The 17,537-nt window shown below is 74.0% G+C and carries 19 protein-coding genes; 11 read left to right on the top strand and 8 right to left on the bottom strand.

Annotation, left to right across the window (positions count from 1 at the left end; translation table 11 throughout):
- Window positions 1-3 precede the first annotated feature (3 nt).
- From ACQPX6_RS06175 to ACQPX6_RS06165, 3 genes are all read right to left on the bottom strand, one after another.
- A complete protein-coding gene (locus tag ACQPX6_RS06175) occupies window positions 4-807 on the bottom strand; it encodes a citryl-CoA lyase (protein WP_433786220.1) in 804 nt (267 codons plus the stop codon).
- Window positions 804-1,982 carry a CaiB/BaiF CoA transferase family protein gene (locus tag ACQPX6_RS06170; protein ID WP_433786218.1) on the bottom strand — a complete coding sequence of 393 codons (1,179 nt, stop codon included), beginning with the start codon at window positions 1,980-1,982 and terminating at the stop codon, window positions 804-806. Before ACQPX6_RS06170 ends, ACQPX6_RS06175 begins: the two co-directional genes overlap by 4 nt.
- Before the next feature lie 81 nt (window positions 1,983-2,063).
- Window positions 2,064-2,870: an IclR family transcriptional regulator domain-containing protein gene (locus ACQPX6_RS06165; RefSeq protein WP_433786217.1), complete on the bottom strand. Its 807-nt coding sequence runs from the start codon at window positions 2,868-2,870 to the stop codon at window positions 2,064-2,066.
- A gap of 233 nt (window positions 2,871-3,103) precedes the next feature.
- Between ACQPX6_RS06165 and ACQPX6_RS06160 the strand changes: the two genes are divergently transcribed.
- Window positions 3,104-4,540: an amidohydrolase family protein gene (locus tag ACQPX6_RS06160; protein ID WP_433786215.1), complete on the top strand. Its 1,437-nt coding sequence runs from the start codon at window positions 3,104-3,106 to the stop codon at window positions 4,538-4,540.
- 6 nt (window positions 4,541-4,546) lie between these two features.
- Here the strand turns inward: ACQPX6_RS06160 and ACQPX6_RS06155 are convergent, their stop codons facing one another.
- Window positions 4,547-5,734, bottom strand: coding sequence for an FAD-dependent monooxygenase (locus tag ACQPX6_RS06155; protein WP_433786213.1), 1,188 nt, complete (start codon window positions 5,732-5,734; stop codon window positions 4,547-4,549).
- A gap of 102 nt (window positions 5,735-5,836) precedes the next feature.
- On the bottom strand, window positions 5,837-6,004 hold the full coding sequence (locus tag ACQPX6_RS06150) for a hypothetical protein (RefSeq protein WP_433786212.1): 168 nt from the start codon (window positions 6,002-6,004) through the stop codon (window positions 5,837-5,839).
- Window positions 6,005-6,234: 230 nt separating this feature from the next.
- Here ACQPX6_RS06150 and ACQPX6_RS06145 point away from each other — a divergent pair, with 230 nt between their 5' ends.
- The gene (locus tag ACQPX6_RS06145; RefSeq protein WP_433786210.1) at window positions 6,235-6,534 is read left to right on the top strand and encodes a hypothetical protein; all 300 of its coding nucleotides are present in this window, start codon (window positions 6,235-6,237) and stop codon (window positions 6,532-6,534) included.
- Between the two features lie 89 nt (window positions 6,535-6,623).
- On the top strand, window positions 6,624-7,979 hold the full coding sequence (locus ACQPX6_RS06140; protein WP_433786208.1) for an MSMEG_0569 family flavin-dependent oxidoreductase: 1,356 nt from the start codon (window positions 6,624-6,626) through the stop codon (window positions 7,977-7,979).
- A gap of 62 nt (window positions 7,980-8,041) precedes the next feature.
- Here ACQPX6_RS06140 and ACQPX6_RS06135 read toward each other — a convergent pair whose 3' ends face one another.
- Both ACQPX6_RS06135 and ACQPX6_RS06130 read right to left on the bottom strand, forming a co-directional pair.
- Entirely contained in the window at window positions 8,042-9,295 is a 1,254-nt protein-coding gene (locus tag ACQPX6_RS06135; RefSeq protein WP_433788199.1) for a fatty acid desaturase family protein, read from the bottom strand.
- Between the two features lie 79 nt (window positions 9,296-9,374).
- Entirely contained in the window at window positions 9,375-10,499 is a 1,125-nt protein-coding gene (locus ACQPX6_RS06130; protein WP_433786207.1) for a ferredoxin reductase, read from the bottom strand.
- A gap of 167 nt (window positions 10,500-10,666) precedes the next feature.
- Here ACQPX6_RS06130 and ACQPX6_RS06125 point away from each other — a divergent pair, with 167 nt between their 5' ends.
- From ACQPX6_RS06125 to ACQPX6_RS06115, 3 genes are read left to right on the top strand one after another with little or no spacing between them, the layout of a single operon-like run.
- On the top strand, window positions 10,667-11,443 hold the full coding sequence (locus ACQPX6_RS06125; RefSeq protein WP_433786206.1) for a MerR family transcriptional regulator: 777 nt from the start codon (window positions 10,667-10,669) through the stop codon (window positions 11,441-11,443).
- Complete coding sequence (locus ACQPX6_RS06120) at window positions 11,440-12,456, top strand: sigma-70 family RNA polymerase sigma factor (protein WP_433786204.1); 1,017 nt, start codon at window positions 11,440-11,442, stop codon at window positions 12,454-12,456. The genes ACQPX6_RS06125 and ACQPX6_RS06120 overlap by 4 nt, the downstream gene beginning before the upstream one ends.
- Window positions 12,453-13,301, top strand: coding sequence for a class I SAM-dependent methyltransferase (locus ACQPX6_RS06115; RefSeq protein WP_433786202.1), 849 nt, complete (start codon window positions 12,453-12,455; stop codon window positions 13,299-13,301). Before ACQPX6_RS06120 ends, ACQPX6_RS06115 begins: the two co-directional genes overlap by 4 nt.
- 3 nt (window positions 13,302-13,304) lie before the next feature.
- Here the strand turns inward: ACQPX6_RS06115 and ACQPX6_RS06110 are convergent, their stop codons facing one another.
- Window positions 13,305-14,126, bottom strand: coding sequence for an SDR family NAD(P)-dependent oxidoreductase (locus ACQPX6_RS06110; RefSeq protein WP_433786201.1), 822 nt, complete (start codon window positions 14,124-14,126; stop codon window positions 13,305-13,307).
- A 129-nt stretch (window positions 14,127-14,255) separates the two neighbouring features.
- Here ACQPX6_RS06110 and ACQPX6_RS06105 point away from each other — a divergent pair, with 129 nt between their 5' ends.
- From ACQPX6_RS06105 to ACQPX6_RS06085, 5 genes are read left to right on the top strand one after another with little or no spacing between them, the layout of a single operon-like run.
- On the top strand, window positions 14,256-15,158 hold the full coding sequence (locus ACQPX6_RS06105; RefSeq protein WP_433786199.1) for a VOC family protein: 903 nt from the start codon (window positions 14,256-14,258) through the stop codon (window positions 15,156-15,158).
- A complete protein-coding gene (locus ACQPX6_RS06100; RefSeq protein WP_433786198.1) occupies window positions 15,155-15,619 on the top strand; it encodes an SRPBCC family protein in 465 nt (154 codons plus the stop codon). The genes ACQPX6_RS06105 and ACQPX6_RS06100 overlap by 4 nt, the downstream gene beginning before the upstream one ends.
- Before the next feature lie 20 nt (window positions 15,620-15,639).
- A complete protein-coding gene (locus ACQPX6_RS06095; protein ID WP_433786196.1) occupies window positions 15,640-16,044 on the top strand; it encodes a nuclear transport factor 2 family protein in 405 nt (134 codons plus the stop codon).
- Between the two features lie 7 nt (window positions 16,045-16,051).
- The gene (locus ACQPX6_RS06090) at window positions 16,052-16,696 is read left to right on the top strand and encodes a class II aldolase/adducin family protein (protein WP_433786195.1); all 645 of its coding nucleotides are present in this window, start codon (window positions 16,052-16,054) and stop codon (window positions 16,694-16,696) included.
- A gap of 47 nt (window positions 16,697-16,743) precedes the next feature.
- A complete protein-coding gene (locus ACQPX6_RS06085; RefSeq protein ID WP_433786194.1) occupies window positions 16,744-17,505 on the top strand; it encodes a GntR family transcriptional regulator in 762 nt (253 codons plus the stop codon).
- Window positions 17,506-17,537: the final 32 nt, after the last annotated feature.

Genomic DNA, 17,537 nt, shown 5'->3' with positions numbered 1-17,537 from the left:
GGCTCAGAGATCCGGCGGGTCGAGGGGATCAGGATCCGTCGGGCGGTTGTTCAGGTCCACCGACAGGAAGACCTCGTTCGCGACGGGGTGGCGCAGCTCCTCGGCGAGCTGGCCGATGAGCCCGGCCGTGCGGGCCAGCAGCGCGAACGCGCGCAGCAGCTCGAGCGGCAGCCCGAGGTCGGCCAGCGCCGCCCCGCACACCCCCGCCCCGTTGAGCGGCAGCGTCCTGCCGAGCACCTGCGGGTGCACCCGCCCGATCGCGGCGAACAGCGCCAGGTGCGGGCCGTAGAGACCCTCCTCGGTCGCGATCGTCATGAGCCGCGGCGTGCGCGGGTCGCCGTCCTTGTGGACGTGGTGGCCCAGGCCGGGGACGAACTTCCCGGCCTCGCGCTGCCGCTGGACGGTCTCCAGGGCCACGGCGTCCCAGCCGGCGTCATCGGTGGGCAGGGGGCGGTGCTCGACGAGGACCTCGTGCAGGAACCGTCCGCAGTCCTCGGTGACCCCGAGGAAGCGCGAGCCCCCGCCGAGCAGGCCCGCGGCCAGCGCGCCCTGCACGGAGTCGGGCGCCGACAGGTAGGTCAGGCGCGTGATGATCGCGGTCGGGGTGAACCCGTGGTCGGCGAGCGCGGCCAGCACCGCCTCGAACACCCGGGTCTCCCCCGGCGTCGGGCGCCGCTGGGTGGCCAGCCAGAACGCCAGCTCGCCGAACGACACCTCGCCCATGACGTCGCGGGCCAGGTCGTGGCCGAGCAGCGTGATCGTCTCGCGGGAGGCGGCACCGAGGGCGGTGGGGTACTCGGCGGTCACTGCCGGCCCTCCGGCGACGCGAGCCAGCGCCGCAGCTCGTCCCCGTGCTCGTCGAGCTCCGGCGGCGGGAGCTCGTAGGTCGCCGGGGTGTCGGAGAAGCGGATTGGGTTGCGGGTGGTCGGCACCGCGCGCTCGCCCTCGCCGACGGTGACGACGGGGTCGAGCCCGAAGCGTTCGGCGATGGCGAAGCCGCCGGCGACGGAGTTGATCGGCCCGCACGGCACGCCGGCGTCGACGAGGAGCTCGAACCACTCGTCGGCACCCTTGGTGGCCAGGGCCTCGATCAGGAGCGGGCGCAGCTCCTCGCGGTGCTCGGTGCGGTCGGCGTTGCGGACGAACCGCGGGTCGTCGGCGAGCTCGGGCACGCCGAGCACCTGGCAGACCTTGCGGTACAGGCCGTCGTTGGCCGCGGCGATGACGATGTCGTTGTCGGCGGTGGGCAGCGGCTCGTAGGGCACGACGCTGGGGTGCGCGTTGCCCATGCGGTGCGGGACGACGCCGCCCGCGACGTAGGCCGAGCTCTGGTTGACCATCCCCGACATCGCCGACGCCAGCAGGCTCAGCTCGACGTGCTGGCCCCGGCCGGTGGCGTCGCGGTGGCGCAGCGCGGCGAGGATGCCGATCAGCGCGTCCTTGCCCGCCATGACGTCGAACATCGAGATGCCGGCTCGGTAGGGCGGCCCGTCCTTGGGCCCGGTGAGGCTCATCAGCCCCGACACCGCCTGCACCATGAGGTCGTAGCCCGGCACGTGCGCGCCGCCCGTGGAGCCGAAGCCGGAGATCGAGGCGTAGACCAGCGCCGGGTTGTCGGCGGCGACCGACGCGTAGTCGAGCCCGTACTTGGCCATGCCGCCCGGACGCAGGTTCTCGATGAGGACGTCGGCGCGGCGGGCGAGCTCCTTCGCCACCGCGACGTCGTCGGGGTCGCGCAGGTCCAGCGCGATCGAGCGCTTCCCGCGGTTGATCCCGAGGTAGTAGGTCGAGATCTCGTCGCGGGTCGGCGGCGTCCACGTGCGCGTCTCGTCGCCCTGGGGCGACTCGACCTTGACCACCTCGGCGCCGAGGTCGGCCAGCAGCATCGTGGCGTAGGGCCCGGCGAGCACGCGCGAGAAGTCGGCCACCAGGAGGCCGGCCAGCGGCCCGCCGGTGGTCGCCGCGCTGCCGTCGTCGGCCATCGACCCTCCTCGTCCGCTGGACGGACACCCGTCCGCCCCCGTCGATCGAAACCCCCGCGGGAGGGCCCTGTCAACCCGTGATCACGACGCGGGCAGCGTCACCCGGGGCAGCGCGGTGCGCCGCGCGAAGTCGGCGGAGATGTCGCCCGCGGCCTGGAGCAGCAGCGGGAGGTGGCGCTCCAGCAGGTGCTCGACGGACGTCTCGGCGGCGTGGCAGTTGACGTTGACACCGGCGACGACCCGGCCCTCGCCGTCACGCAGCGGCGCGGCGACCGAGCGGATGCCCGGGGCCAGCTGCTCGTCGGTGAGCGCCCAGCCGCGGGCGCGCACCTCGCGCAGGGCCGCGTCGCGCTCCTCGCGGTCCGGCCGCCACCGCGGCGTGAGGCCCGAGCGTGTGGGCTCGGCGAGCACGCGCTCGAGCTCGTCGGGCGCCAGGGCCGCGAGCTGGACCTTGCCCAGCGACGTGGGCAGCGCGGGGAACCGGGTGCCGATCTGCACGGTCAGCGACACGATCTTCGGCACGGCCACCCGGGCGACGTAGACGATGTCGGAGCCGTCGAGCTGGGCGATCGAGCACGACTCGCCGGTGCGCGCGACCAGGCGCTCGAGGTGCGGGCGGGCGACGTCCCAGAGGCCGAGGGCGTCGACGTAGGACACCCCGAGGTCGAGCACCCGCGGGGTGAGCGTGTAGCCCCGCTCGACGGTGCGGACGTAGCCGAGCTCGGCGAGCGTGAGCAGGATGCGGCGGGCCGTGGGCCGGGCGAGCCCGGTCGCCGACGCCACCTCGGCGAGCGTCATCGCCGGCCGCGCCGCCCCGAACGCGGTGATGACGTCCAGCCCGCGCGCCAGGGCCTCGATGAAGTCGGGCCCCGCTCCGTCCCGCGGCATGGCACCCACCCTCCTCGGGCCCGGTGACCGGGCGACGCCCCGGACAGTAGCGGCCCGACCGCCTGGCGGACAGCAGGGTTTCCTCGCGGTCGATCGCCACAGGCTCCGGGCGATCGTTGACAGCGGGACGACCCTGGACGACAGTGATCCGCGTCATCTGACCGCTGGCCGGACGTCCGTCCGCTCGGACTCCGCGGCTGGTCACGGGTGGAACACCGGCGAGGAGCCACGTCATGAGCCAGCCCACGCCCGAGCGGCGCCCGGTCGTCCTGCGCGGCGGCACCGTGCTCACCGTCGACGCCGCGCGCACGGTGCTCGAGGGCCACGACGTCCTGGTCGTCGACGACCGCGTCGCCGCGATCGGCGTCGGCCTCGAGGTGCCGGCCGGCACGGAGGAGATCGACGCGACCGGCGGCGTCGTCATGCCCGGCATGATCGACACCCACCGGCACATGTGGCAGACGGCGATGCGCGGCTACGGCGCCGACTGGACGCTGACGCAGTACTTCGTGTGGAACTACCTGGAGTGGGGCAAGGTCTTCCGCCCGCAGGACATCCACGCCGGCGGCCTGCTCGCCGCGCTCGAGGCGGTCGAGGCCGGCGTCACCACCTGCGTCGACTGGTCGCACAACCTGCAGACCCCCCAGCACGCCGACGCCGCGGTCGACGCCCTGGCGTCCGTGCCCGGCCGCTTCGTGCTCGCCTACGGCAACATCCAGGACGCCCCCGCGAACTGGACCGCCGACCCGGGCTTCCGCGACGTCCTCGAGCGCCGCCGCGGCGACGTCGACGGCTTCCAGCTCGCCTTCGACGTCACCGGCGACCCGTCGTTCCCGGAGAGGCCGGCGTTCGACGTCGCCCGCGACCTCGGCCTGCCGGTGACCACCCACGCCGGCGTGTGGGGCGCGACCAACGACGACGGCATCCGCCTCATGCACGAGCACGGGTACATGGACCCGGCGACGGTGTACGTCCACGCCGCGACGCTGTCGACGGACTCCTACCACCGGATCGCGGCCACCGGCGGCTCGGTGTCGGTGTCCACCGAGTCCGAGCAGAGCGCCGGCCAGGGCTACCCGCCCTCCTGGGTGCTGCGCCGCCACGACATCCCGATGTCGCTGTCGATGGACACCTCGATGTGGTGGAGCGGCGACCTGTTCTCCGCGATGCGCTCCACGCTGAGCGCCGACCGCTCCCGCGAGCACCTCGAGGCCCACGCCCAGGGCGAGACGGTCACGCACCACGCCCTGCGGGCCGAGCACGTCGTCGAGATGGCGACGCTCGGCGGGGCGCGCGCGCTGGGGCGCGAGAGCGACCTCGGCAGCGTCGAGGTGGGCAAGAAGGCCGACCTCGTGCTCATCCGCAACGAGCACTCGCCGGTCGGCTTCCCCGTGCTGCACCCCTACGGCCACGTCGTCTTCCAGGCCCAGCGCGGTGACGTCGAGGCCGTGCTCGTCGACGGCCGCGTGGTCAAGCGCGACCACCGCCTCGTCGGCGTCGACCTGGCCGCGGCCCGCCGCACCGTGGAGCAGACCGTGGAGCACCTGCGCGGCACGCTCGGCGAGGAGGCGTGGCAGCAGGGGATGAACCCCGACGTGCCCGAGACCAAGATCCTCGACAACCCGTACACGTACACCGACTACCGGTCGGCGGCGACGCACGGCGCGTGAGGGTCGTCAGCTCTCGGGGTCCGGGTCGACGCCCGCGTAGGCGTGGGCGAACCAGCGGCGCAGCAGCGGATCGCGCTGCAGCGCGCCGACCCAGCCCTCTCGCAGGCCCAGGCCGAAGCCGTCGCGGCCGTCGCCCGTCACCGGGGGCGCGGAGATGACGCGCAGGAACCAGTCGGAGAACGCCTGGGTCCGCCAGATCGCCGGGAGGCGGGTGGCGCTGTAGGCATCCGCCCGCGCGCCGTCCCGCGTCGGGCCGTACCGCTGGATCAGCCCGTGCGCCAGCTCGACCGCGTCGCCGAGGGCGAGGTTCATCCCCTTGCCCCCGGCGGGCGTGATCAGGTGCGCCGCGTCGCCGACCAGGAACACGCGCCCGTGCTGCATCGGCGTCGTCACCCGCGTCCGGAGGTCGAGGACGTCCACCTCGGGCAGCTCGACGCCCTCCAGCGCCCGGCCCACCCCGAGACGGCGTCCGACCTCCTCGCGGATGCGGGGCACGGGCCAGTCGGCGGGCCCCTGGTCGCCGGGGACCTCGAGGTACAGGCGCGTGACCTCCGGGAGCCGCCGCATGTGGGCGGCGTAACCGCGCGGGTGGGCGGCGTAGATCGTGTGGTCGACCAGGGACGGCATGGCGGCGCTGATCACGAGGAACCGGTGCGGGTGACGGTGGTCGTGCTGGGTGACGTCGCCGGCGAGGGAGCGCGCCACCGCGCTGCCCGCGCCGTCGCACCCGACCACGACGTCGGCGACGAGCTCCTGCGTCCCGCCGGGACCCGTCGTGGTCACCCGCGCCTCGTGCGCGTCCTGCTCGACGGCGGTGACCCGCTGCTCGAACAGGACGGTGCCGCCCTCGTCCTGGAGCGACGCCGCGACCCGCGCCACCAGCTCGTGCTGGGGGAACACGTAGTGCGGCCGTCCCCCGGTGAGCGCGCCGTAGTCGACGAGCACCGCCTCGTCGGCGGTCCGGAACTCGCAGCGGTGGTTCTCCGCGGCGAAGTCCAGGACGGCGCCGCCCAGCCCCTCGGCGGTCAGCATCTGCACGGTGCGGTACTCGACGATGCCCGCCTTCGGCAGCTTCCCGAGCTCCTCGCGCGTCTGGGCCTCGACCACCACCGTCGCCACGCCCGCGCGCTGCAGCAGCCACGCGAGCACCAGGCCGGCCGGTCCGGCACCCACGACGACCACGTCCGTCCGCACGCGGTCAGCCTCGCCCGGCTGATCGCCCGGCGCAGTACGGCTCCCGGCGACCGGGAGGGCGGTGGGCGGTCGGAGGTGGGCGGCCGTGTGCCTCCTGTGCGCTCAGACGGCGCGCCGCCAGGGGTCGACCCGGCGCGGCTGGGCCTCCCGGCGCCGCCAGGAGTCGATGTCGAGGGGCCAGTCGTCCGCGTCGCTGTCCCACCGCGGCGGGTCGAGCGCCGGTGAGGGCACCGACCAGCGATGTCCGGACGGCGAGGTCCACGTGATCACCGGCGCGCTGCCGTCCTCGGGATCGGGGCCGAGCTCGGCCGACCACCCGGCCAGCGGGCGGCGGCGCGGGCGGCGGCGCGGGCGGCGGCGGCGGCGCGGGCGGCGGCGGGGGCGGCGCAGGCGGCGGCGGCGCAGGCGGCGGCGCAGGCGGCGGCACCGGCGGCACCGGCGGCACCGGCGGCACGACCGACCGGCCGCTGAAGACCATCAGGTGCGCCGACGGCACCGCCATGACCTACGAGGACGTGCGCAACCGCGACGTGACCATCGAGTGCAGCGCGGACGCGCGGAGGTCCTACTTCACGGGGCGGGGGAACTTCACCGGGAACATCGGCGTCTCCGTGACGTGTCCCGCCGGGACTCTCCTCGACAGGTCCCAGGGAACCCCGCAGGGAGCCGTCGACAACAGCTACTACACCGGGGACTTCTCCTCCGACGGTCGCAGCGTGTCGTACCGCTTCTACACCGGGAACGACGCCGGCCGGAGCGCGGACTTCTACGTCTCGGGCGGCTGCGAACCGACCACCTGAGCCGTCGGCCCGGGACCCGTTACACACGGAAACCCCGCAGCAGTCAGGCGGCAACCACCAGGCAACAGCGCGCGCGCACCGTGATCACCATGGCGCTCACCACCGACACGGCCCCGCACACCGGGACCTCTCGGCAGCGGCCCCCGGGCCCGGACGACCTGGCCGGGCGGCACTGGCCGGTGGCCGTGGTCGGTGGTGGGCAGGCCGGGCTCTCGATGAGCCGCTGCCTGCAGCGCCGCGGGATCGACCACGTCGTGCTCGAGCGCGCCCAGGTCGCGCACTCCTGGAAGACCTACCGGTGGGACACGTTCTGCCTCGTCACGCCGAACTGGCAGTGCCGGCTGCCCGACTTCCCGTACGCGGGCGACGACCCGCACGGGTTCATGGTGCGCGAGCAGATCGTCGACTACCTCGAGGCCTACCGCGCGTTCGTCGACCCGCCGGTGGTCGAGGGCGTCGAGGTCAAGCATCTGACGCGCGACGAGCGCGGCACCTACCACCTCGCGACGAGCGCCGGCGACCTCACCGCCGACCAGGTCGTCGTGGCAACCGGCGGCTACCACACGCCGATCACCCCGCCCCTGTCCCAGCCGCTGCCCGCGGGCATCACCCAGGTGCCGTCCCAGGACTACAAGAGCGGCGCCCAGCTCCCGCCCGGCGAGGTCCTGGTCGTCGGCTCCGGCCAGTCCGGCGCGCAGATCGCCGAGGACCTGCACCTCGAGGGCCGCCGGGTGCACCTCGTCGTCGGCGACGCCCCGCGCGTCGCGCGCTTCTACCGCGGGCGCGACGTCACCGACTGGCTCGCCGAGATGGGCTACTACGACATGCCCGTCACCGAGCACCCGCGCCGGGAGGCGGTCCGCGCCCAGGCAAACCACTACGTGACCGGGCGCGACGGTGGGCGCGACATCGACCTGCGCGCCCACGCCCGCGACGGCATGCGCCTCTACGGCCTGCTCACCGACCACCGCGACGGGGTCCTGCACTTCGACACCGACCTCACCCGGCGCCTCGACCACGCCGACGAGGTCTCCGAGTCGATCAAGGACACGATCGATCGGCACATCGCCGAGAAGCAGGTCGACGCGCCCGTCGAGCCGCGCTACGCCCCGGTCTGGCGTCCGGGCCCCGAGGTCGCCGAGCTGCGCCTGGCCGACACCGGCATCACCTCCGTGGTCTGGTGCATCGGCTTCCGCCAGGACTTCCGCTGGGTCGACGTGCCGGTGTTCTCCGGACGCGGCGCGCCGGCCCACACCCGCGGCGTCACCAGCTCCCCCGGCCTGTACTTCCTCGGCCTGCCGTGGCTGTGGACGTGGGGCTCCGGGCGTTTCTCGGGCGTCGGACGCGACGCCGAGCACCTCGCCGAGCGCATCGGGTCCCGCCGCGGGCTCACGAGCACCGGCCCCCGCGGCGACGTCTGCAACGTCCTGGCCCTCGGGTCCTGAACGAGCGAAGGGCACCCCCGGTCGAAGTGATCGACCGGAGGCGCCCTTCGTTCAGTTCCTGCTCAGCCCTCGCTGTGCCGGTTCTCGTACGTCGAACCGGTCGGGCCGGGGTGCCCGGGCGTGTCTGCCGGGGCCGGCGGGGTCTGCGGCGTCTGCGGGGTCTGGTCGCCGGTGGACGGGACCGCTCCGCTGTGGCGCGGCAACCCGAGGGACTGCCGCTTCTCCGACGCCTCGCGCAGCTTCCGGGCCGGCAGCGAGAGCCGCCAGATCGACCGGGTGGCCTGCCAGAACTGCCGCGGGAACGACCCGGTGGTGTAGGGGAGGTCGTACTTCTCGCACATCGCGAGGACCTTCTCCTGGATCTCCGGGTACCGGTTGGACGGGAGGTCGGGGTACAGGTGGTGCTCGATCTGGTAGCCGAGGCTGCCCGACATGACGTGCATGAGCCGGTTGCCCGTGAAGTTGGCCGAGCCGAGCAGCTGGCGCAGGTACCACTCGCCCTGCGTCTCGTTCTCCAGCTCCTCCTCGGTGAACACCTCGGCGCCGTCCGGGAAGTGCCCACAGAAGATGATCGCGTACGACCACACGTTGCGGATGATGTTGGCGGTGAAGTTGGCGGTGGCCGTCGACAGGAAGTTCTTGCCGGTCAGCGCCGGGAAGAGCACGTAGTCCTTGCCGATCTGGCGGGCCTGCTTGCGCCCGATGGCGATCAGCTTGCGCTTGAACTCCTCCGGGTCCTCGAGCTGCAGCTTCACGAGGCCGTCGATGTCGAGGTCGTGCAGGGACACCCCGTACTCGAACGCGACCATCAGCAGCGTGTTGACCGCGGGCTGGGTGAGGTAGTACGGGTGCCACGGCTGGTCGGACCGGACGCGGAGGATCTCGTACCCGACGTCCTTGTCCTTGCCGATCACGTTCGTGTACGTGTGGTGCAGGTAGTTGTGGGAGTGCTTCCACTGGTCCGCGGGGCAGACGTTGTCCCACTCCCACGTCGACGAGTGGACCTCGGGATCGTTCATCCAGTCCCACTGGCCGTGCATGACGTTGTGGCCGACCTCCATGTTCTCGAGGATCTTGGCCACGCCCAGCGTCAGCGCGCCGGCCCACCACAGCTCGCGGCGGTGGCTGCCGAACAGCATCGCCCGCGCGGCCACGTTGAGCCGGCGCTGGATGGTGATGAGGCGCCGGATGTAGGCAGCGTCCTCGTCGCCCCGCTTCTCCTCGAACTCGGCGCGGATCTGGTCGAACTCGCGTCCGAGGGCCTCCACGTCGGCCTCGTTGAGGTGGGCGAACTCCTTGACGTCCGCAATGGCCATAAGGTTCTTCCTCTCCAGGACGGTGAACACGTCCGGGTCCTCGTCGACGGTCGGTCGGGCGGTCGTGCGTGTCGGTGGGTCAGAAGTCGATGACGACGTCGCCCGCGGCGGCGCCGATGCAGGTCTGGATCTTGATGGCGTCCCAGTCGGCCCCGCCGCTGCCGTCGGCCCGCTGCTCGGTGCCGTCGCGCAGGTCGCGGACGACGCCGTCGCGCAGCGGCACGACGCAGGTGTGGCAGATGCCCATGCGGCAGCCGAACGGGAGCTGCAGGCCGGCCTGTTCGCCGGCCTCGAGCAGGGTGGTGGCGCCGTCGATCTCGATCTCGACGTCGGACTGCGCGAAGCGCACCGTGCCGCCCTCGGCCTCGCCGCCGGACATGTCGACCGAGAACCGCTCGACGTGGAGCTGGTCCTCCAGGCCGGCGTCGGTGTAGACGCGCTCGGCCTCGTCGAGCAGGGAGTTCGGCCCGCAGACCCAGGTCTGGCGATCCCGCCAGTCCGGGCAGAGCTCCGAGAGGTTGTCGAGGTCGAGGTGCCCGTCGGAGCGGGTGTACTGCTTGTGCACCCGCAGGCTCTCGTGCTTCCCGGCGAGCCGGTCGAGCTCCTCGCCGAAGATCAGGCTGTCCTCGTCCGGCGCCGAGTGCGCGATGAGGACGTCGGGCATCGTGCCGCGGCGGTCGAGTGTGCGCAGCATCGCGATGATCGGGGTGACGCCGCTGCCGCCGGTGAGGAAGAGCATCTTGTCCGGCGGCGGGTCGGGCAGCACGAACTCACCGCGCGGCGGGGCGAGGCGCACGATGGTGCCCGGCTCCAGGCCCTCCACGAGGTGCTTCGAGAGGAAGCCCTCGGGCATGGCCTTGACCGTCACCGACAGGTGGCCCTGGTCGCGCCGGGGCGGCGAGGTCAGGGAGTACGACCGCCAGTGGAAGCGGCCCTCGACCTGGACGGCGATGCCCACGTACTGGCCGGCCTGGTGGTCGAACGACCAGCCCCAGCCGGGCTTGATGACGAGGGTGACGGCGTCCCCGGTCTCGGGGACGACCTTGACGACCTTGCCGCGCAGCTCCCGCGCCGACCACAGCGGGTTGATCAGCGACAGGTAGTCGTCGGGCAGGAGGGGGGTGGTGAACCGGGCGGCGACCTTGCGCAACCGGTTGACCCCACGGGGCAGGCGGCCGGGCGTGGTGCCCTCGGCTTCGCTCACGGTGCTCACCTCCGCCATACTACACGGTACCGTTAGTATCGGGAACCGTGAGTAACGGCCAAATGGCCGTCAGCCACGGGTTGCCAGTCTTCACCCGGATGAAACACGAGCAGGTGTCATATGTCGTCCCCCGGTGACACGAGGCACGCAGACTAGCCTGGGTTCCCGTGGACACGGGGCGCGCGATGACGATCGACGTGCTCGCGCGCCGAGCGGGCATGACGGTCCGCAACGTGCGTGCCCACGCGGCGCGCGGGCTGCTGCCCCCGCCGCTCCTGCAGGGGCGCACCGGCTACTACGGCCCCGAGCACCTCACGCGGCTCGACCTCATCACCCAGCTCCAGGAGCAGGGCTTCGCGCTGGCGGCCATCGAGCGACTCGTCGCCGCCACCCCGCACCAGTCCGCGGAGGAGGCGCTCGCGCAGTACCTCCACATGCTCGCGCCGTGGGCGCCCGAGCCCGCCCTGGACATGGCCGCCGCCGAGCTGCCCGGGTGGCTGGGCGTCCCGGTGGACGACGACCGGTGGGAGACGCTGTTCCGCGCCGGGGTGCTCCAGCGCGTGGACGACGACCGCGTGCGGGTGCCCAACCCCGGACTCGTGCGGGCCGGCGCGGAGGCCGTGCGGCTGGGCATGCCCCCGGAGACCCTGGTGGCGCTCTACGAGGAGCTGTCCACGCACGTCGTCGCCGTCACCGCGAGCTTCGTCGACCTGTTCCGCAAGACGGTGTGGTCGGACTACGTGAACGAGGGTCTGCCGCACGAGCGCCAGCAGCAGGTGCGCGACGTCGTCGGCGCCCTGCAGCCGGTGGCCGCGCAGGCGCTGCTGGCCACGTTCCGCCAGGCGATGCCGACCGCGATCTCGGGCTTCCTCGACGAGGTCTCCGACGCCCTCGAGCAGGGTCCTCCCGCGGACGGGACGGGTCGGGCAGACTCGGCCGGGTGAGCGAGACCGTCACCGCCGACCCCACCCCGGACCTCGCTCTGGCCCGGCACGGCGACGACGCGGCCTTCGGCCGGCTGGTGGCGCCGCTGCGCCGCGAGCTGCACGCGCACTGCTACCGCATGCTCGGCTCCGCCCACGACGCCGACGACGCGCTGCAGGACGCGCTGCTGCGCGCGTGGCGCGCACTGGCGGGCTTCGAGGGACGCAGCACCCTGCGCACCTGGCTGTACACCGTGGCCACGCGCACCTGCCTCGACCTCGTCCAGGCCCGCGGCCGGCGCGCGCTGCCGGTCGACCTCGGCCCGGCGAGCGAGCGGGTCGTCACCGGCGACGTGCCCGTCACCGAGGTCGCGTGGCTGGGGCCCTGGCCGGACGAGCCCGGCGCGCGCCTCGAGCAGCGCGAGTCGGTCGAGCTCGCCTTCGTCGCCGCGCTGCAGCACCTGCCCGGCAACCAGCGCGCGGCGCTCGTGCTGTTCGAGGTGCTCGGCTTCTCGGCCGCCGAGATCGCCGCAACGATGGACACCTCGACGGCGTCGGTGAACTCGGCGCTGCAGCGGGCCCGCAAGCTGGTCGCCGAGAAGGTGCCGTCGGCGAGCCAGCAGCGCTCGCTGCGCGAGATCGACGACGCCCGCCTGCGCGACGTCGTCACCGGCTACTCCTCCGCGCTGGAGCGTGGCGACGCCGACGCGCTGGTCGCCCTGCTCACCGATGACGTCACGTGGTCGATGCCGCCGATGGCGCACTGGTACGCCGGGCGCGCGTCCGTCGACGCGTTCGTGCGCGCCGTCCCGGCCGCCGGGTCGTGCGGCGCGTGGCGGCACCTGCCGGTCGGCGCCAACGGGCAGCCCGCGGTCGCCAGCTACCGGCGCCCGCCCGACGCCCCGCCCGACGCCCCGCACACGGCCTGGTCGATCGACGTCCTCACCCTGCGCGGCGACCGGATCGCCGCGGTCACCTCGTTCATCGGCGCCGAGCACCACGCGCGGTTCGGGCTGCCGGCGTCGCTGCCGTGAGCACGCCGGGCGTCGGCGCGGGCAACGAGGCCCAGCGCGACGCGTGGGACGGCGAGACCGGCGCGTACTGGGCCGACCACATCGACCGCTTCGAGGCCGTCGGCGCCGCGCACGGACGTGCGTTCCTCGAGGCCGCCGCGGTGGGCGCGGGCGAGACCGTGCTCGACGTCGGGTGCGGGGCCGGGCGCACCTCGCTGGACCTCGCGCCGGGGGCCGCGCCGGGCACGGTCACCGGGATCGACCTGTCGACGCGCCTGCTCGCCATCGCCCGCGCCCGGGCCGCCGCCGCGGGCCTCGACACCGTGGTGTTCCTCCAGGCCGATGCGCAGGTGCACCCCTTCCCCGCCGCGGCCACCGACCTCGTGGTCAGCCGCCACGGCACGATGTTCTTCGCCGACCCGGCGGCCGCGTTCGCGAACCTCGCGCGCGCCCTGCGCCCCGGCGGGCGGATGGTGCTGCTGACCTGGCGCGGCATCGAGCACCAGGAATGGCTGCGGACGTTCAACACGGTGCTGGCGGCCGGCCGGGAGGTCAGGTTCCCGCCGCCGCACGGCCCGAGCCCGCTGTCGCTGTCCGATCCCGACCGCGTGCGCGCCCTGCTCGAGGGCGCCGGGTTCGCCGACGTCGAGCTCGAGGGCCACCGCGCGCCGATGGTGTTCGGCGCGGACCCCGACGACGCGCTGGGCTACGTCGCGGGCATGCAGTCGGGCCTGCTCGGCGACCTCGACCCGGCCGCCCGCGACGACGCCCTCGCCGCCCTGCGCGCGGACCTCGTCGCGCACCACGGCCCGGACGGCGTCACGTACGACTCGGCGACGTGGATCGTGTGCGCCCGGCGGCCCTGAGCCTCACCGGAAACCGGCCGTCACCCCGCCGTCCACCGAGAAGTTCTGGCCGGTGACCCACACCGACTCGTCGGAGGCCAGGTAGACGGCGAGGTGGGCGATGTCGAACCCGGTGCCCGGCCGGCGGATCAGGTGCATCCCCATCTGGAACTCGCGCAGCTCGTCGCCGACGAACATGTCGGTGGCCGGCGACGTCACGAAGCCCGGCGAGATCGCGTTGACCCGCACGCCCTGCTCGGCGCCCTCGGCCGCGAGGGACCGGGTCATGGCGATCACCCCGCCCTTGGCCGCCGAGTGCGCGACCTGCCCGAGCGGCGCGATGCCGCGCAGCCCGGACATCGACGCGGTGTTGATGACCGAGGCGTTGCCGGTGGCCAGCAGGTGCGGCCAGGCGGGCCGGGTGGCGTGGAAGACGATGTCCAGCTCGACGTGCAGCACGTGGCGCCACAGGTCCAGCGACATCTGGTCGAACGGCGCGAAGCCGGCGCCCGCGGCGTTGTTGTAGAGCACGTCGATGCCGCCGAGGCGCGCGGCGCTCTCGTCCACCCAGCGCGCCGCCGCGACCGGGTCCGCGAGGTCGACGGTGTGGCCGACGACGTCGAGGCCCTCGGCGGCGAGCACGCCCGCGGTGGCCTCCGCCGCGCCCGGCTGGACGTCGCAGCCGACGACCCGGGCGCCCTCGCGGGCGAACACGGCCTGGGCCGCCTCGCCCTGCCCGCCGGCGGTGCCCGTGAGCAGCACCCGCTTGCCGGCCAGCCGTCCACCGGGCGGCGCGGACGCCGACGTCGTCGGGGAAGGGGCGGGCCGCGTCGGCGAGGTACTCACCTTCCCAGAGTGTGCACAGTTGGGACCCGGCGTCAACGGCACCCGCCCGACCTCGGAGGCCGATTGACACCCGCTCCAACTGTATGCACCCTGGGTGTCCCAGGTCACGGTCGAGGCGGGAGGTCCGGTGTGATCGAGCTGGTCGACATCGCCTACGTCCGGTCCGGCGCCGCCGACCTCGGCGCCGCGGTGCGCTTCGCCACCGAGGTCGTCGGGCTGGAGCAGGTCGACGGTGGCGAGCCCGGGGTGGCGCACCTGCGCGCCGACGGCCGCCACCACTGCCTCGCGTTCGTCGAGGGCGTCTCGGGCGTCCTCGCCTCGGGGTTCACGGTGGCGGACCCGGGCGCGCTCGCCCTGGCCGAGACCGAGCTGGAGACCCGCGGCATCACCGTGCGGCGCGGCGGCCCGGACGAGGCGCGCTCGCGGCGCGTCGCCGAGGTGATCGGGTTCGACGACCCGTTCGGCAACCGCATCGAGCTCGTGTGCGGCCAGCAGACCCTCGCTCGCCCCGTCGTGCCCGGCCGGGGCTCGGGCATCACCGAGTTCGGCCACCTGTGCCTCGACGCTCCCGACGTCGCCGACGCCCACCGGTTCTGGTCGACGACGTTCAACGCGCGCGCCTCGGACTGGATCGGCGACGCGGCGTGCCTCATGCGCATCGACGAGGTCCACCACAAGCTCGCGGTGTTCCAGGGCGACCAACCGGGGCTCTGCCACGTGAACTTCCAGGTCGCCGAGCTCGACGACGTCTTCCGCAACTGGCACCACCTGGAGGACCTCGGCGTCGAGATCGAGATGGGCCCGGGACGCCACCCGCAGTCCGGCGCAGTCTTCCTGTACTTCCTCGGGCCCGAGGGCCTGACCTACGAGTACTCCTACGGCGTCCGCCGCATCACCGACGAGGCCGCGTGGCGCCCCCGGTTCTTCGACCCGGCCGAGCGCGGCTCCATCGACGTGTGGCTCGGGCCGACGCAGAAGCCGCGCACCCAGGCCCAGGTCCCCCATCTGCTCCCCGAGGCGGTCCGCCCGTGATCTTCGTGACGCACGCCCTGCCCGTGAACGAGCCCGGCCAGCCGCTGGTCACCCGCGACGCCCTGTGGGACGGCCTGGTGCGCAAGGCCGAGAACGCGCTGCCGTTCGTGCCGTCGATGACCGACTGCACGGTCACCGCGCGCCACGGCGACACGATCTTCGACCGCGACATCGTGTTCAAGGGGCAGGCGTTCTCCGAGCGCATCACCCTCGAGCACCCGCACCGCGTCGTGTTCACCCGCATCGCCGGGCCGGTGCTGGGGACGATCGCCAACGAGATCGAGGGGGACGCGCCGGACGAGCTCACCCTGCGGTTCAGCTTCGCGCTGGTCGTCGCGGGCGAGCCCGGCGGCTCGCCCGGCGAGCAGGCCCACGCCGACCAGATGACCGACAGCTACCGCGCCGCCGTCGCCGCGACGCTCGACGCCATCCGCCGGATCGCCGCCGGCGCCACCGTCTGACCTCCTCCGAAGGGACACCGATGTCCGACTGGATCACCGAGTACTACGCCGACGTCGACGCGATGCGCCTGGAGCCCTACGTCGCGCGGCACACCGAGGACGCCCAGGTGATCTTCGGCAACAACCCGCCCGCGGTGGGCCGGGAGGCGATCGCCGGGGCCATCGGCGGCTTCTGGGCGATGATCGGCGGGCTGCGCCACGAGGTGCACCACCGCTGGGACGTCGACGGCGGCGCGACCGTGGTCCTCGAGGTGACGACGCACTACACGACCGCCGGCGGCGCACACGTGCCGCTGCCCTGCGTCTCGATCCTCGACGGGACCCCCGAGGGCCTGGTCTCGTCGCTGCGCGTCCACATCGACCTCGCCCCGCTCTTCGCGGCGATGGCCGCCGAGGCGCAGGGGACGCCGGTCAGCGCCTCGTGAGCGCCCGGTGACCACCGACCCGCGTGACGAGCTCGCCCTCGCCGCGCGGGTCCTCGCGCACCACGGCCTGGTCACCGCGTTCGGGCACGTCTCGGTGCGCGACGGCGACCGGGTGCTCGTCACCATGCCCATCGCGCCGGCCCGGATGACCGCCGGCGCCGTCGTGGACGTCGACCTCGCGGCCGACGTGCTGCCCACGGGCGCGGCCCCCGAGACGTGGGCGCACCTCGCGGTGTACCGGGCCCGCCCCGACGTCGCCGCCGTCGCCCGCGCCCAGCCCGAGGCGGCGTTCGCCGCGGCCGCGGTGAGCACCGAGCTCGCTCCGCTGCACGGCCAGGCGGCGTGGCTCGGGCGCCGCGTACCCGTCCACGAACCGGCCCGCCTGCTGCGCGACCCCGACCTGGCCGCCGCGGCCGCGCGCACCCTCGGGGACGCCGACGCGGTGCTGCTGCGGGGCAACGGCGCGCTGACGGTCGGCTCCTCGCCCGGCGTCGCGGTCGCGCGCATGTGGCTGCTCGAGGCGGCGTGCCGCGTCCGGCTCGCCACCGCCGGGCACACGCCGCGTCCGCTGGACGACGACGAGGTCGACGCCTGGCGGGCCGCGGGACCGCCGCTGCTCGAGCGCCTGTGGCACCACCTGGCGTCGCCGTGACCGCCGGTCCGGGCACCTCCGGGCGACCGCCTGCCTACACTCCGCCGGTGTCCATCGGCGAGCTGATCGGGGGGCGGGACGGGCTGCGGATCGCCGATCCCCGCCAGACGAGCGTGAGCGTCCACGCCTACCTGCGGGACCTCATCATCACCGGCGCGCTCCCGCCCGGCACCCAGCTCAAGCAGGCCGAGCTCGCCCGCGTCCTGGCGGTGTCCCGGACGCCGCTGCGCGAGGCGTTCCGGATGCTGCAGGAGGAGGGGCTCATCTCCGCCGAGCCCAACCAGCGCAGCCGGGTCATCGGGCTGGACGCCGAGGAGCTCGACTCGCTGTACGCGGCCCGCGTCGTGCTGGAGTCCCTGGGCGCGCGGCTCACGGCCGGTGCGCTGAGCCGCGAGGAGCTGCGCAGCGCCACGGCCGCGTTCAAGGAGATGGAGCGCACGTACCGCGCGGGCGACACGGCCAGCTGGACGGTCGCACACCGCTCGTTCCACCGCCTGCTCGTCGGCCGGTGCGGGGCCACGGTGCTGCGCACCATCAACTCCTACGCCGAGCAGAGCGAGCGCTACGTGCGCATCGACCAGCTCACCCGCCGGCACGACTTCGCCGCCCGCCAGCGCGAGCACCAGGCGATCCTCGACGCCGTGCGCGACGGCGACCCGCAGGCCGCCGTCGAGCAGATGTCCGGCCACCTCGCCGGCACCGCGCGCCGCGTCGTCGACGGGCACGCCCCGGGGCACGGGACGCCCTGCGTCGACGCCGCACTCGCGCTGCTGCTGGGCGACCACACCGCGACGGCGCCGGGTCGGTAGCGCGACGGCGGAGCGCTGACGACCCAAGCCTT

The sequence above is a fragment of the Actinomycetospora sp. CA-101289 genome, assembly GCF_050955895.1.
GTDB lineage: Bacteria > Actinomycetota > Actinomycetes > Mycobacteriales > Pseudonocardiaceae > Actinomycetospora.
The sequence above is the reverse complement of the archived record's forward strand: the minus strand, read 5'-3'. Positions and strand labels throughout refer to the sequence as shown.